Raw genomic sequence first — 14,565 nt, 5'->3', positions numbered from 1 at the left:
TTTTCTTTGTTAAAATGCGTGATTTTTAGCTAGTTTAGCACAGTTGGAGTAAATTTAAAATGAAAATAGAAATTTCAAACGCCGCAAATCTACCCTCAAGATTTGGCACTTATAAGGTTCAAGCCTTCAAAGAAGGGACAAAAGAGCACCTCGTGATCTACAAAGAGCCTCTAAGCGAAGTTGTAAATCTTAGAATTCACTCCGAATGCTTAACTGGCGATGCGATAGGGAGCCTAAAGTGCGACTGCCGCGACCAACTTGAAGCGAGCCTAAAATATATCGAAGAAAATGGTGGCATGGTCATCTACCTGCGTCAAGAGGGCAGAAATATCGGGCTTTTAAACAAGATAAACGCTTATAGCCTCCAAGACAAGGGCTTTGACACGATAGAAGCCAATCATCAGCTAGGTTTTAAGGCCGATGAGAGGACTTACGAAGTGGTTGATTTTATCCTAAATCACTACGGCATAAAAGAGGTAAATTTACTCACAAATAATCCTTTAAAACTTCACGGACTAAGCTCAGTAAAGATCGTAAAACGCGTGCCTATCGTCATCAAACCAAATAAATTTAACGAAGGCTACTTAAAGGTCAAAAAAGAGCAAATGGGGCACATCTTGTGATGAAAAATGAGCTTTGCTTGCCAGCAGAATTTGACGAAAAAGTAAAGGCTTACGCTCAAATTTTTGCTAAATTTAACAAGGTTCATAGCTTAAGCAATTATAAAGATATAAGCGAGCAGGTGCTTGATAGCATAAAGCCGCTTGAGATTTTTGACCTAAGTGCCAAAACTGCGATCGATGTGGGCAGTGGAGCTGGCTTTCCAGCGATATTTTTAGCCCTTGCGATGCCTCAAACGAAGTGGCACCTTTTTGAGCCGATAGCCAAAAAGTCATCATTTCTAAGCTACGCTAAGATCGAGCTTGGTTTGCAAAATTTAGAAGTTCATAGCCAAAAGATCGAGCTTGCAGATAAATTTACGGCTGATCTCATCACCTCAAGGGCGCTTAGCAAGACAAAAGAGCTTATAAAAATTTGCGAGGGATTTTATGATGAAAACACCAAATTTCTCATCTACAAGGGCTCAAGCGTCATGGATGAAATTTCAGGCATCGACGCGCAAATTTATAATGAAAAAAATAGAAACTACATATATTTTAATCTCAAAAACCGAGGGGAGATACGTTGAAATACTTGCTTTTTGTAGCGATTTTGGTTGCGATTTACATCATATTTTTTAAAAATAGAAAAAAAAGTGACAAGATAAGCACCAGCAACTTCGAGGAGTGCAGCAAATGCGGTGTCTTTAGCGACATCGACCAAATGGTGCTAAGGGACGGAAAATACATCTGTAAAGAGTGCATAAAGGGTGAGAGATGAAAATTTTGGGTGATGAGCTGATCAAATTTGAGCCGCTGTTTCTTTGCAAAAGCGAAGATGAAATTTCAAGCGATAGGCAAAATCTCTTTAAATTTGATAGAAATTTCATAAAAAGAGCGCTAGAAGCTGGAGCAAACTTTAGCATCATCGCAAATGACATCAACGAAGCTATCATCGCAAACGCCGCTGGAGCAAAATTTATTATTGCCGATATTACGCTAGCAAAAGATCTGGCAAAAGTTGCGCAAAACTACCTATTTGACGCACTTATCGCTGTTTTGATAGAAAGTGAAGCAAGCCTTTTCGAGCTTGCGAAATTTGAGATCGACGCGGCGATCCTGCCAAATGCTATAAAATAAGGACAAAAATGGAAATTTTCAAAACCGCTTTTTTAATGGTTGCTTTAATGCTAGTTTTTATCGCTGTTGGCGGCTACGTGGGCGGCGAGCAAGGCATGATGATCGCCTTTTTGATGGCAGCTGGCATGAACCTATTTTCTTACTTTTTCAGCGACAAGCTCGTGCTAAAAAGATATAACGCCATCCCAGTCGATGAGAGCAACGCTCACGGTCTTTACGAGATCGTCTCTCGCCTCACACAAAAGGCGAATTTACCGATGCCAAAAATTTACATCATCCCAGAAGAGGTGCCAAACGCCTTTGCCACAGGCCGCAACCCAAGCCATGCAGCCGTTGCAGTAACAGAGGGGCTTTTAAAAATTTTAAATGAAAACGAGATCGAGGGCGTGCTAGCTCACGAGCTAAGTCACGTAAGGCACTACGACATCCTAACTGGCTCAGTCGCTGCCATACTAGCTGGAGCTATCGCGATGGTTGCAAATTTTGCCAAGATAGGCACCGTGACTGGTCAAAATCAAAACTCACAAAGAAACGCCAACCCAGTAATTATACTAATCATCGCCGTTGTGATGCCTCTAGCTGCTACTATCATCCAAATGGCGATCTCAAGGGAGCGCGAGTATAAGGCGGACAAAGGCGCAGCCTATCTCACAGGACACCCAGAGTGGCTAGCTAGCGCGCTAAGAAAGCTTGAAAACTACTCAAATTCTTACGTCATGCAAAACGCAAGCGAGCAAAGCGCGCATATGTTTATCGTAAATCCATTTGGCTCGCTAACTAGCAAGCTTGGTGTGCTTTTTAGAACGCATCCTAGCACTAGCGACAGGATCGCTGAGCTTCAAAGACTAGAGCAAGAGATAAAAAGAGGTATGTAGATTTAGCCCTTAGTAGATTTGGACAAAATTTTTTGTTTTTGCTTTAAATTTTAAATAAAGATAGACAAATTTTAAAATTTCATGAACGAGTAATTTTGGCTCTAATTTTAGTGGCAAGTGAAGCCAAATTTTAGTGTCAATTCTTGCGAGTGAGTGAAAGTTTAAAATTTGAAAAGATAGCTTGATTAAATTTATAGATTTCTTTTATTCAAAAGGGAGACAAGGGGACTTGAATTACGGTCTGCTTGCAGTTGCGAGCTAGCGAAGCAAAGCCGTCCCTTTATCTCCCTTTAGATCCCACGTCTGCTTGCAGTTACGAGGCGAAGCCCGAGTAAAAACCCTCGCACGTTAGAGGGGCATGCAACAGTGCTGACGCACTGCATGTGTTTAAAAACTCTAGTAAATTTTAAAATTTATGAGCGAGCATATCACGGCTCTAAATTTAGTGCTAAATGAAGTGTAGCCTAAATTTAGTAGTCTGCTAAGGCGAGTGAGTAAGATTTTAAAATTTGTAAATTTGCTTTGTTAAATCAAGTGATCGTCAGGCAAATTTTAAAATTTCATGAACGAGTAATTTCAGCTCTGATTTTAGTGGAGAGCTTTGCGAAACCTAAAATCAGTAGTCAATTCTTGCGAGTGAGTGAGATTTTAAAATTTGAAAAATAATAAATTTCTATTTTTAAAAATACAGACCTTAAATTTAAAAACTCTTTTATTCAAAAGGGAGACAAGGGGACTTGAATTACGGTCTGCTTGCAGTTGCGAGCCTGCGAAGCAAAGCCGTCCCCTTATCTCCCTTTAGATCCCTCAATCCCCTCGCACGTTCAAAGTGCATGCAATTGTGCTTCGCACTGCATGCGTTTTGTCCAATAAAATTCCACCAAATTTACAACCCAAAAACTGAAATTTAACCCCAAATTTCACTGCAGTCTCTTGCAATCTTCATCTTTTATGGTGTATTCAAAGATTAGTTCGCCGTTTTCTGAGTAAAAAATTTCATCCAAGCTAACGCCGATACTTAGCATATTTAAAATTTCTTTATCCTTGCAGGCGGTTCTTAAATTCTCTTTTTTTATAGCCTCGATAAATTCCAAAAGCTCTTTTTCTTCAAGCCTTTTGATCTCTTGTTTTCTTGCGTGTTTGACGGCGTATCTGTAGATGAGTGTGTCGCCGACGTTTAAGATATCATTAAGCGTTAGCGTCGGTGTGCAGATAAATGGGAGCTTTTTTTTGTAGTATGTTGCGTGATTTTTCGCTGCCATATCTGGCGTCAGAGCCAAAGCTAGCGAGCAAAAAAACAGCGCAAAAATGGCTACTCGCAACTACTTTTATCCAGCTTCAAATCAAAAAGATGTCTGCCCTCAAAGCCGTAGCTACCACTTAGCGTGATGCCACGATTTAGCGCAGCTCTTGCCATGCCTGAGTTGCAAAGTGCCTCTTTTCCGTTTTGATAAAATTCATCTTTTAAAGCCGAAATTTGAGCCTTGTTGTAGCCTTTTAGCTTCTTTGTCTTGGTCTCGTTTAAGACAAACTCGCCATGTATGTTTAGCCCGTCGCTGCTTACATCTTTTAGCGTGATCATCTCATCGACCCTGCTTGGCAAATTTGGCTTTGCAGTTTGGACAACAAAGGCTGGGATCTGCTTTGTATCAAGCTGATTTAGTATCTGCTCATAGACTTTAAACTCACTCTCTTGCACACCAAAAGCAAGGCTTGCAAGAGCTAATAAAACGATCTTTTTCACATATTACCTTTATATAAATTTTCTAGTGATATTTGGCGAGAGTTTGACTAAGATGTCGTAGTTTATCGTGCCAAAAAAGTTAGCCCAGACATTTGCGTCCTCAAAGACACAGACCCACTCGCCACTATCTTTGCAGCTAAAACTATCCATCGAAATTTTACCAAGTACCATCTCGCCGTTTGCAAGTCTTAGCTCGCCTAGCCCATTGTATCTTAGCAGTCCGTCGCCATATCCAAGGTCGTAAGTAGCGACGTTTATATCATCTTTTGCTATAAATTTAGCCCCATATCCCACGCTTTGACCACTTTTTAAAACCCGCCTACTAACGCGCTTTGCCCAAAGTGAAAGCACTGGCTTTAAATTTAAAGAGCCATTAAATTGGGCATATCCATACTGAGCGATACCCACACGCACCATCTCATCTTCAACCGCGCTAGCTCTTTCAAGGGCGGCTGAGTTATGAGAGTGAAAGATCGGTTTTTTTATACCAAACTCATCGCAAAGAGCTAAAATTTTCGCTTTTGCGGCGTTAAAGTTTTCTCTTTGCACGAAATAATCAGCATTTAGCTCATCGCTTGCGCGAAAGTGCGTATAAGCGCCAAGAAGCTCTAAATTTCTTCTAGCTAAAATTTCAAATGCATAATCAAGCTCGCTTATATCAAGCCCATTTCTATGCATGCCAGTGTCGATGGCGAGGTTGATTTTTGTATTTTCTTTTATCTTTAAAAGTGCGTCTATGTCGTTTATGGCGTAGGTAAATTTAGCGCTCTCATCGCCTGTTGAGATGTGTGAGAGGATCAAGATATTTTCAAAGATATCAGCAATCTCATTGGCTTCAAATTCGCTCTTTACAGCGCAGTTTTTTATGCCAAATTTCTTAGCCTCGCTAGCTATTAGCCTTGCGCCGTGCCCATAAGCGTTATCTTTTAGCACGACGATCACTTTTTCTTTTCCGCCAGCTTTGTCACAAATTTTAGTTAGATTGTGGATGTAAGCTGCTTTGTTTAAGCGTATCTCAGACATTGAAATTCACATCATAAGCTTTATAAACGTCAGGCAAGAGCTTTCTTACGTTGTAGTCAAATGCGTAAAATTTAGCGTAAATTTCTTTTAGATCAGCCTCTTTGACCTTGCTAAAGTCAAAGACGTCAGTGCCATTTTTCTTTGGTACTTGGCGGTCTAGCTCAGCAAAAAAGGCAGACCTCGCCTCTAAAATTTTCTCTATCTTCTCTTTTACTTCTTGAGATTTTTCCACTTCTACTCCTCTATAAAAATTTTCATCTCATCGCCATAAAGCTTGACATAAAGGGTCTTTTGACCTGCAAATTTATGCGTATCAGCAGCGTAATCCTCATAAAAACTCACACGAAAGAGCTTGTCGTTTTTAAGGTTTGGATAAGGTGTGATGAGAAAATTTGAAAAAGCGATATGTTTTTTCTCTTTTTTAGAAAAGATCGCTCGTTTCATATTTTTAAAATTTTCTAAACTCATGCCGTCATATCGCTCAAAGTCTTTATCATAAAATTTCAAATAGCTATTGATGTCGCTCTCGCTCCAAGTCTTTTTCCAGTTAAGAATTCCAGAGATGATCACTGCTATGTCGTTCGCGCTTGCTTCTGGGCGCTTGTCCTCGTAGATAAATGCGAGCGTTCTTTTGTGGTCTATAACTTCGTCAAATTTCATCAAGATGTCATTTTGCATAGCCACGCAGCCTTTTGTCTTTAGCTCATCTGTCCTTTGACCATCGAGTGGATAGCCATGTATCCAGATGCCGCTGCCATTACGTTTTGCAAGTTTATCAAGTAAATTTGGATATGAAAGAGAAAAGGCAAGTGGGCCAAGATATCTGTCATTTGGCGTAAATCTACGTGTGAGCTGATAGACACCAACTGGCGTTTTTAGGTCGCCCTCAAGCAGTTTGTCGCCGTTTTTGCCAACGATGACACTTGAGCTAAAAAGTTTTTTTGTAACGCCGTCTTTATAAGAGATGACTTCAAGCTCTTTATCAGTCTTATCAACCACGCTTAGAAGTATCTCGTTGTCGTAATATCCGTATCTAACGTCCTTGTCTTTGAGCTTGTTTAGCCAGTAGTCCTTACTTAAAATGTTCTTTTCAATGGCTTCTATGACGGCAGATGGGCCATTTTTTAAGTAAATTTCTTCGTAATTTTGGGCAAAAAGACAAGGCGCTAACGCGATGAAGAAAAGTAGTATCTTTTTCAAATGAAGTGTCCCAAAAAGTAAAATTTAGTGCGTAATTATAACCTAAAAAATTTCAATTTTTAAATTTTAAAGGGAATTTTAGTTTCTTTATATGTATAATCTGAAAACCATTATTAATTTACCATAAAGGAAAAATATGAAAAAACTTGTTTTTGGTGCATTACTTGCGGCTTCTACACTAATGGCAGCTGACATCAGCTTAGATCATGTCAGAGCAAGAGACACAAAGCCTGGCACAAACAACAGCGCTATTTTCATGGATATCAAAAATGCTTCAAATGCCGATGTAAAGCTAGTTGGCGTTCATTCAAGTGTTTGCAAAAGCACTGAAATTCACACTCACAAGATGGAAAATGGCATGATGGCTATGGTTCAGGTTGAGGACGCTGTTATCCCAAAAAATGGCGAGACAAAGCTAGCACCTGGCGGTCTTCACATCATGCTTATGGATCTAAATAAGCCCATAAAAGATGGCGACAAGGTTGATCTTGAGCTAAAATTTAGCAACGGCGAGAGCATCAAGCTTGATAATATCGGAGTAACTAAAAACTTTAAATAATGAAAAAAATTCTAATCATTTTTTCGCTCATCTTTATCGTAGCAGGCGCTTTTTGGATGGGTCATAAATTTATGGTCAGTAAAGAGGATCCGCCTGAATTTGCCGATGTAAATACATCGCTTGATCCTCTAAAATGCGATCTAAACAAAGATGCTTGCGAGGTGAAATTTAATGGTGTTAAGCTAAAGATAGACATCTCGCCAAGACCGATCTTTGCTATGAGACCGTTTAGCTTTAAGATCATTAATGGCAAAAATTTAGGGCTAAAAGATCCAAATCTTGTAATCGATGGCATAAATATGAACATGGGTTCTATAAAGGCAAGGCTTGATCAAAGGGGCGATAGCCTAATAGCCCAAGTCGTGCTAAGTGCTTGCGTGGTCGATCTTATGAGATATAGATTTAAGCTGCTTGATGGCGAAAAAGATACTGGATTTTTTGTCGATCTCGATCTAAAAATGTAAGGGCAAATGATGAAAAAGACACTTTGGGGCTTAATAATAATCTTAATATGTGCTGGTCTTGCGATGCTTTTTATAAAGCCAAACAAGTATGATTTTAAGGCGCTTTCAGAGCATGGCGAAGTGAGCCTTAAAAACTATAACGGCAAATATAAAGCGATATATTTTGGTTATCTTTACTGCCCCGATGTCTGCCCTACTACGCTCTCTCTTGTGGGCGATGAGCTAAATAAGCTAAAAAGAGACGACTTTGAGCTACTTTTCATCACCCTTGATCCTGAGCGTGACACGCCTGAAAATTTAACCCTAATGGCAAAAAATTTCTACAAAGATGCAGATGGACTAAAGATGAATGATCTGCCAAAAGTCGCTAAAAACTACGGCGTAAAATACCAAAAAGTGCATCTTAAAAACTCTGCTATGGGCTACTCTGTCGCTCACAGCTCCGCTATCTATCTGCTAGATAAAGAGGGAAATTTTTACAGTGAAATTTCAAATTTAACTAGTGAAAATATCAGAGAAAATCTTTTAAATTTGATAAAAAATAGACCTTAAATTTAGACAAAAAATTACATTTTTTCCGCTAAAAATATCTCAAAAGCTATATAGCTCTTTTTAAACTAGCCGATATAGACAACATAAAATCATATGTAAAGGAATCCGTGTGAAGTCAATCACCAATAAAATAGCACTAATGCTAATAGTTGCTCTATGTATCTCGTTTGTGGCTATGTCGGCCGCTAGTTACTACACCGCTCAGAACAAGACAACCGAGCTAGTCACACAAGCTCAGCGCCAAATTCTAAAAGATGTTAAAAATGCAATGGATATATTTTTTAACAATAATCTTCATATCGTGGATAGTATGTCCTCTATCTTGTCTAAGCTAGATGAAAACCGCAACGGTATCGACGCCATCTTAGCTCAAGGCAAATCGATGTCAAATAAAGAAGTTGGACTTGTTTATGCTGGCTATAATGACGGTGCGATGTACCGCTCAAATGGCAAAAACGAAACCCCAAAAGATGGCTATGATCCAAGGGCTAGAGACTGGTATAAACTAGCTAAAGAAAAAAATGGCATTACCTTTACTGATCCGTATATATCTTCTTCTTTAAAACAAATGGTAATAAGCTTCGTTGCTCCTATAAAAGATGCCGGCGTTGCAGCTACAAATGTTAGTATCGAAGAGCTAAGCAAAGAGATCATGAGTATCAGCAAAACTGATTACAGCTATGCTTTTGTTGCAGATAAAGATGGTAAGATCATCATCCACCCTGATAAAAATATAATAAATACAGCCCCTGAACTAACCAAAAAGTTAATCGAGCGATACAAAGCAAAGGATTTTGACGAGAATGGTCTTATACTATATAAAAATTTAAAAGGTGAAGACTTATATGCTGACTTTATAGAACTAAACGATCGTGGCTGGCTGGCTATATCTGCCATGCAAAAAGATGTATTTACCACAAATACTTTACCCCTCCTAAAGATCCAACTAATCCTAGCAGTGCTATTTATCGTTATCCTCTCAGCATTTGTCTATTTCTTACTTAAAAAGTCTCTTAACCCTATAAAAACTATCCAATCTAAGCTTGATGATCTATTTAAATTTGTAACTTACGAAGCAAAAGCACCAAGCAAGCTAGAGGTAAGATCAAATGATGAATTTGGTGAGATGAGTAAAGCTATAAATGAAAACATCGACAAAGTCGTAGCTGGCATCAAAAAAGATAGCACTATGATAGATGAGCTAAATAAGGTAGCAAATTTAATGATTAAAGGAAGCCTTGGAGCAAAGATAGGCTCAACTCCAAACAACCCATCGCTAAATGAGCTAAAAGAGCTACTAAATAAATTCTTTACATCTATCTCAGCAAATTTAAAGGGCATAACAAATGTTCTTAGCTCATATACTAAAAATGACTTTACTGCAAAGGTTGAGATAAACGAAGAGCTAGAGGCTGATCTAAAGGCTATGATACTTGGAGTATCTAATATGGGCGAGGTAATTTGCACTATGCTAAACTCAAATTTAAATGATGCCAAGATGCTTGAAGAAAAAGCTACAACCCTAGCTTCAGCTATGAAAGAGCTTACACAAGGTGCTAGCACACAAGCAAGCTCACTTCAAGAAAGTGCAGCTGCAGTTGAGCAAATGAGTAGCTCAATGAATGCCATCTCTCAAAAGACAGCTGATGTTATAAGACAATCAGATGAAATTAAAAACATCATAACTATCATTAGAGATATAGCAGATCAAACAAACCTTCTAGCTCTTAATGCTGCAATAGAAGCAGCACGTGCAGGAGAACATGGTAGAGGATTTGCAGTTGTTGCTGATGAAGTTAGAAAACTAGCTGAACGTACTCAAAAATCTCTTGGTGAGATAGAAGCAAATACAAATGTATTAGCTCAATCAATAAATGAGATGAGTGAATCAATCAAAGAGCAAAGTGAAGGAATAAATATGATAAATCAATCAGTTGCTCAAATAGATCACCTAACAAAAGAAAATGTTGTAATTGCCAATAGGGCTAATGAAGTAACAAGCGATGTTGATAACATGGCAAAGACTATAGTAAGTGAAGTAAGAAAGAATAAATTTTAATCAAACTGCTTCATAAATCTTTATAAATTTCAACCTGGTTTAGACTGGGTTGGAATTTGTATATTTTTAAATTCTAAATCTTAACTTTAACACTCTAAAAGCTTCTAGTAAATTTTAAAATTTATGAGCGAGCATATCACGGCTCTAAATTTAGTGCTAAACGTAGTGTAGCCTAAATTTAGTAGTCTGCTAAGGCGAGTGAGTAAGATTTTAAAATTTGCAAATTTGTTTTGCTAAATCAGATGAGTAATAAGTAAATTTTAAAATTTCATGAACGAGTAATTTCGGCTCTAAAATTTGAGCTAAGCGATAAGCGAAGCCAAATTTTAGTAGTCAATTTTTGCGAGTGAATGGAGTTTTAAAATTTACAAAGCAACTCAATTAAATTTGTAATTTTTTATCCAAAAGGGGGACAAGGGGACTTGAATTACGAAGCCGTCCCCTTATCTCCCTTTAAATCCCACAATCCCCTCGCACGTTAGAGGTGCATGCTTTAGTGCTTCGCACTGCATGCGATTTATTGCTTTAAATTAAATTTCACCTCACCTTATAATGCACGCTACCACCATATGCGATATCTTCAGCTTTTACGTCATCGCTTGTTAAAATTTCACTTATCTTGCCGTTTGCTTCAAGCCGCTCTCTATTCTCTTGAGCGTCTTCTTGATAGCTATAAACCATCGCAACGCTCACCACGCCGCTAATGCCCTCTATCATCTTAAAAACTCTGATCTCATCTTCGATGCTCTCTGAGCTAACGACCACCACGATCCTATCTTCTGCGTCAGTGATGATCTCGCACTCTTTTAGCTTGCTTATCTCGCCTTTTACGCTCTCATTTTTATTATCTGTATAGACTATCAGGCTTGAAATATTCATCTAACTCTCCAAAATAAAATTTTCTTCTCATAAGCAGAGGTTACAACCTCGTTGTCACTTATGAAAACTATGCTATTTATCGTGCTTTGACCAGTTTTTAGCATCGCGATCTTATCCAAAGTGACGCTATCAACCAAATTTACATCGCTCATCTCATCGCTCATATAAGCTGCGATCTTGCCATCGCTACTAAGCCCCACGCCATAAACCAAAAAGCCAGTATTTATCTTTTTTAGCGTCCCAGCTGAGAAGATGCCAGCGATCCTGTCGGTGCCTCCGCTGATCATGACACCATTTTTATAAGCGATGTCGTAGATATTATCAGTGTGGATGTCTAAAATTTTGTCCATCTTTTTGGTGCGAACGTTGTAAAAATAGACCTTGCCACTCTCACAAGCGATCGCTAGCGTGCCTCTATCCTCGCTTATCTCCATGTCTGAGAGCATTGCGATTGATATCTTAAAACTATCATAAATTTCGCTACTTTTTAGGTTTAAAAAGTAAATTTCATTACTAATCGAGGCAAGTGCTATATGCTCATCATCTAAAAATAGAGCCTTTTTTATCGCTTGATTAGCCATTTTTATGCTTCTCATCTGCCCATTTTCTCTTATATAAAGCACCTTTGTAGCGTAGTCGCCCTCGCTTAAGATGAGCATCTTGCCATTTAGCTCATCGACATTTAAAATTTTTGGCCTTTCATGGTCGCTAACGTAGGTTTTTATATCATCCATTTTTATGATCTCATCAAATTTAGACTCTTTTGGATCGTAAATTTCAACCGTGCCACCATCAGTTGCGATAAAAAGTTTGCCATTTATCAGCGTGGTGCCAAGCACATTTGCACTAGCTTCTATCTCTTTAATAGGCGTCGTGATCTCATTTGCAAAGACAAAATTTAACAAGCAAAAAAGAAAAAATAAAACTCTCATAAAGCCTCCATCTCAAGCGAATTTTTAAAACAAACATCAAAGCACTCGCCACAGCTTACGCAATTTTGATTGATTATAGGGCGAAAAACACCAAAAAACTCAACTGCTTTAAATTTACAAGCATCAAGGCAGTTGTAGCAAATCGTGTCATTCCACGCTAGGCAGCTAGCGACATTGATGCTAACCTTTGCGTTTATGCTTTTTGGTGAGCTTAAATTTAGTGTCACGTGACCGCTATTTTGGCACGCTTTCGCGCACTCTTCGCAAAAGTCGCAGCCTAGCTTTTTAACTTTAAAAACAACTCTTTCATTTTCAAAGCTAAGAAGCTCTTTTTCACAGGCACTTACGCAGCCAGCCTCACAGCCAGCGCAGTCAAATTCACCGCTAAAAAATGGCGGATCTATAAATTTGGGAGCAGGTTTTGCCCCCAAAATTTTACCAAAAAGCTCTCGCCTGCTTTGCATTACTTAATGCCATCATTTAAAACGTCTAGTAAATTTGACTTATGTGAGCCGTTTTTATCTCTAAAGTCAGGCTTAAATTTATTGCCAACAAGCTGCGTTACGCCATTTTGTTGCTCGACGTGACAAGTTGTGCAGTTATATCTCTCATCATCAAGCTTACCTGCAAGATCTTTTTTGTTTCTGATGTCATAAAGGTGAGAAGCAGGGATCGGAGTAGCTCCGCTATCTTTTGCAAACTCAGGCATGTGGCAGGTTACGCACATATTTGAATCTTTTGTGATAGGCACCAAACCCTCAGTGTCGTGTGGGATAAATGGAGGTGCATTTTCAAAAGATCTATCAAATCTCTTTGCCATACCTGCTGGCTCTTTTGTGTAGTTGATGTCTTTTAAAACAACGTCTTTATCATCTAACAAATCAACATTTCTAAGGCCGATTTGCGAATCACTAATGCTTGGATTATTCAATGCACATGCCGCTAAAAAGGCAGCGCATAGTGCTCCAAGCGCCATTATTTTCATTTTCATTTTTCTCTCCTTAAATTTCTAATACTAAAATTTAACGCCCCGTCGCCGCAAACGTCGATGCATCTACCGCAGCTTATGCACTCGCTTGAGCTAACCGCGCGGCTCTCTTTACCGATCATATCTAGCACTTGCACCTCTGGGCAGACGAGCTTACACTTCATACATTTTGTGCAGGCATTTGCGTCGTGTTTTACTCTGATGAGAGCAAAATTTGATATCACCGCGTAAAATGCACCAAGCGGGCAGACATGTGAGCAAATTCCGCGCTTTAGCACGAACATATCAAAGGCAACTATACCAAAGGCGATGCCAATGGCGCTAACTGAGCCGTAGATGATGCCACGCTGGATGATACCAACAAAGCTAATGCTCTCAAAAGCTGGCACTGACAGAGCAAGGCTTAAGATAAGAGCAAGCGCTAGCAAGTAGTAGCGCAAATTTTTACTTACGTTTAAAATTTTTTCACCCTTAAAGCCAAATTTCTCTCTTAGCTTGTAAGCAATGTCAGTTAGTAAATTTACTGGGCAAACCCACGAGCAAAATGCCCTAGAAGCGACGAGCGCATAAAATGCAAAGACGATGATAGCGCCAATTATTGCATTTATGCCTACGCTAAAGCCTGCTAGTAAAATTTGAAGCACCGCAAATGGATCGCTTAGTGGGATTTGTCCAAAAAGCAAAGATGAGCTTAAATTTCCGCTAAGTATCTTAACTCCATAAACATTTCCTAGGATAAATAGCACTAAGATAGAAATTTGAGTTATTCGTCTTAAGATTAAAAATTTCATAGCTCACCACCATTTAGATACTCAGTCGCCTTTTTGATGTCAAGCTTTATCTTGCTGTCGGCATCATCCACGCGCCTTTCATCTTCTTTTACCCAGCCTTTGACGTAGTTATCGCCAACTTTGCCAAGCACGACTTCGCGGTTTAGCACGGTAATGGCTGCTTTTTCGGTGATACAGGCTCGCTCGCACACGCCGCATCCTGTGCAGATATCACTATCAACTACTGGGAGTAAAAACGCATGCTTTTGCGTCCTTTCGTTGCGGCGATACTCAAGATACAAGGCCTTATCTATGAGCGGACAGGATCTGTAGCAAGCATCGCACTGTATGCCCCAGTATGCCACGCAGTTTTTCATATCGACCACTGCAACGCCCATTTTGGCTTTATTTATGTCTAGTTTGCCAGCTGTGCTTACTAAATTTGCATCCAGCGCACCAGTCGGACAGGCTGGCACGCAAGGGATATGCTCGCACATATGACAAGGAATTTTTCTAGGCTCAAAATAAGGCGTACCGACACTTATACCATCTTCAAGAGTAGCGAGTTTTAGCGTATCAAATGGACAGGCCTCTACACAAAGCCCGCACCTAATACAGCTCTTTAAAAACTGCTTCTCCGCTTTCGCACCAGGCGGTCTAAGAAGCACAAGCGGTGAGGCTTTGGCACTAAGTGACCATATAAAGCCTCCGCCAAGAGCTAAGATCGCCGCCTTAGCTCCAAATTTCAAAGCTTCACGCCTACTTGAAAATTCCATATCAG

At 39.3% G+C, this 14,565-nt stretch carries 20 protein-coding genes; 9 read left to right on the top strand and 11 right to left on the bottom strand.

The window, feature by feature from the left end:
• Positions 1–59: 59 nt before the first annotated feature.
• The 5 genes from ribA to htpX are packed head-to-tail and all read left to right on the top strand — an operon-like array spanning position 60 to position 2,614.
• Positions 60–623, top strand: coding sequence for a GTP cyclohydrolase II (ribA, locus tag CCS77_RS03305; protein ID WP_103608453.1), 564 nt, complete (start codon positions 60–62; stop codon positions 621–623).
• Entirely contained in the window at positions 623–1,189 is a 567-nt protein-coding gene (rsmG, locus tag CCS77_RS03300; RefSeq protein ID WP_107916563.1) for a 16S rRNA (guanine(527)-N(7))-methyltransferase RsmG, read from the top strand. The genes ribA and rsmG overlap by 1 nt, the downstream gene beginning before the upstream one ends.
• Positions 1,186–1,380, top strand: coding sequence for a hypothetical protein (locus tag CCS77_RS03295; RefSeq protein ID WP_009294554.1), 195 nt, complete (start codon positions 1,186–1,188; stop codon positions 1,378–1,380). Before rsmG ends, CCS77_RS03295 begins: the two co-directional genes overlap by 4 nt.
• Positions 1,377–1,739: a hypothetical protein gene (locus CCS77_RS03290; RefSeq protein WP_107916562.1), complete on the top strand. Its 363-nt coding sequence runs from the start codon at positions 1,377–1,379 to the stop codon at positions 1,737–1,739. The genes CCS77_RS03295 and CCS77_RS03290 overlap by 4 nt, the downstream gene beginning before the upstream one ends.
• A gap of 8 nt (positions 1,740–1,747) precedes the next feature.
• A complete protein-coding gene (gene htpX / locus CCS77_RS03285; protein WP_107916561.1) occupies positions 1,748–2,614 on the top strand; it encodes a zinc metalloprotease HtpX in 867 nt (288 codons plus the stop codon).
• A gap of 920 nt (positions 2,615–3,534) precedes the next feature.
• Here htpX and CCS77_RS03280 read toward each other — a convergent pair.
• The 5 genes from CCS77_RS03280 to CCS77_RS03260 are packed head-to-tail and all read right to left on the bottom strand — an operon-like array spanning position 3,535 to position 6,581.
• Positions 3,535–3,876, bottom strand: coding sequence for a hypothetical protein (locus CCS77_RS03280; protein ID WP_180996301.1), 342 nt, complete (start codon positions 3,874–3,876; stop codon positions 3,535–3,537).
• Positions 3,877–3,926: 50 nt separating this feature from the next.
• On the bottom strand, positions 3,927–4,358 hold the full coding sequence (locus CCS77_RS03275) for a hypothetical protein (protein WP_021088382.1): 432 nt from the start codon (positions 4,356–4,358) through the stop codon (positions 3,927–3,929).
• A 9-nt stretch (positions 4,359–4,367) separates the two neighbouring features.
• A complete protein-coding gene (locus CCS77_RS03270; RefSeq protein WP_107916560.1) occupies positions 4,368–5,381 on the bottom strand; it encodes an alanine racemase in 1,014 nt (337 codons plus the stop codon).
• Positions 5,374–5,613: a CmeU family protein gene (gene cmeU / locus CCS77_RS03265; RefSeq protein ID WP_009294264.1), complete on the bottom strand. Its 240-nt coding sequence runs from the start codon at positions 5,611–5,613 to the stop codon at positions 5,374–5,376. Before cmeU ends, CCS77_RS03270 begins: the two co-directional genes overlap by 8 nt.
• Before the next feature lie 2 nt (positions 5,614–5,615).
• A complete protein-coding gene (locus tag CCS77_RS03260) occupies positions 5,616–6,581 on the bottom strand; it encodes a L,D-transpeptidase family protein (protein WP_107916559.1) in 966 nt (321 codons plus the stop codon).
• A 136-nt stretch (positions 6,582–6,717) separates the two neighbouring features.
• Here CCS77_RS03260 and CCS77_RS03255 point away from each other — a divergent pair, with 136 nt between their 5' ends.
• From CCS77_RS03255 to CCS77_RS03240, 4 genes are all read left to right on the top strand, one after another.
• A complete protein-coding gene (locus CCS77_RS03255) occupies positions 6,718–7,140 on the top strand; it encodes a copper chaperone PCu(A)C (protein ID WP_012001485.1) in 423 nt (140 codons plus the stop codon).
• Entirely contained in the window at positions 7,140–7,604 is a 465-nt protein-coding gene (locus CCS77_RS03250; protein ID WP_012001484.1) for a hypothetical protein, read from the top strand. Before CCS77_RS03255 ends, CCS77_RS03250 begins: the two co-directional genes overlap by 1 nt.
• A gap of 9 nt (positions 7,605–7,613) precedes the next feature.
• Positions 7,614–8,156, top strand: a complete 543-nt coding sequence (locus tag CCS77_RS03245; RefSeq protein WP_107916558.1) for an SCO family protein — start codon at positions 7,614–7,616, stop codon at positions 8,154–8,156.
• A gap of 109 nt (positions 8,157–8,265) precedes the next feature.
• Positions 8,266–10,215, top strand: a complete 1,950-nt coding sequence (locus tag CCS77_RS03240; RefSeq protein WP_107916557.1) for a methyl-accepting chemotaxis protein — start codon at positions 8,266–8,268, stop codon at positions 10,213–10,215.
• A gap of 537 nt (positions 10,216–10,752) precedes the next feature.
• Here CCS77_RS03240 and CCS77_RS03235 read toward each other — a convergent pair.
• From CCS77_RS03235 to napG, 6 genes are read right to left on the bottom strand one after another with little or no spacing between them, the layout of a single operon-like run.
• Complete coding sequence (locus tag CCS77_RS03235; protein WP_002939660.1) at positions 10,753–11,094, bottom strand: chaperone NapD; 342 nt, start codon at positions 11,092–11,094, stop codon at positions 10,753–10,755.
• Positions 11,091–12,026, bottom strand: a complete 936-nt coding sequence (locus CCS77_RS03230; protein ID WP_107916556.1) for a WD40 repeat domain-containing protein — start codon at positions 12,024–12,026, stop codon at positions 11,091–11,093. The genes CCS77_RS03235 and CCS77_RS03230 overlap by 4 nt, the downstream gene beginning before the upstream one ends.
• Entirely contained in the window at positions 12,023–12,490 is a 468-nt protein-coding gene (locus CCS77_RS03225; RefSeq protein WP_107916555.1) for a 4Fe-4S ferredoxin, read from the bottom strand. Before CCS77_RS03225 ends, CCS77_RS03230 begins: the two co-directional genes overlap by 4 nt.
• Positions 12,490–13,017 (bottom strand): nitrate reductase cytochrome c-type subunit, encoded by a 528-nt coding sequence (locus CCS77_RS03220; protein ID WP_021083665.1) that lies wholly within the window; start codon positions 13,015–13,017, stop codon positions 12,490–12,492. Before CCS77_RS03220 ends, CCS77_RS03225 begins: the two co-directional genes overlap by 1 nt.
• Entirely contained in the window at positions 13,014–13,805 is a 792-nt protein-coding gene (gene napH / locus CCS77_RS03215) for a quinol dehydrogenase ferredoxin subunit NapH (RefSeq protein WP_107916554.1), read from the bottom strand. The genes CCS77_RS03220 and napH overlap by 4 nt, the downstream gene beginning before the upstream one ends.
• On the bottom strand, positions 13,802–14,560 hold the full coding sequence (gene napG, locus CCS77_RS03210) for a ferredoxin-type protein NapG (protein WP_035143437.1): 759 nt from the start codon (positions 14,558–14,560) through the stop codon (positions 13,802–13,804). The genes napH and napG overlap by 4 nt, the downstream gene beginning before the upstream one ends.
• Positions 14,561–14,565: the final 5 nt, after the last annotated feature.

The sequence above is a fragment of the Campylobacter concisus genome, from assembly GCF_003048375.1.
In the GTDB taxonomy this organism is placed as follows: Bacteria; Campylobacterota; Campylobacteria; order Campylobacterales; family Campylobacteraceae; genus Campylobacter_A; species Campylobacter_A concisus_T.
This window is presented reverse-complemented; position numbering and strand designations above follow the sequence as displayed.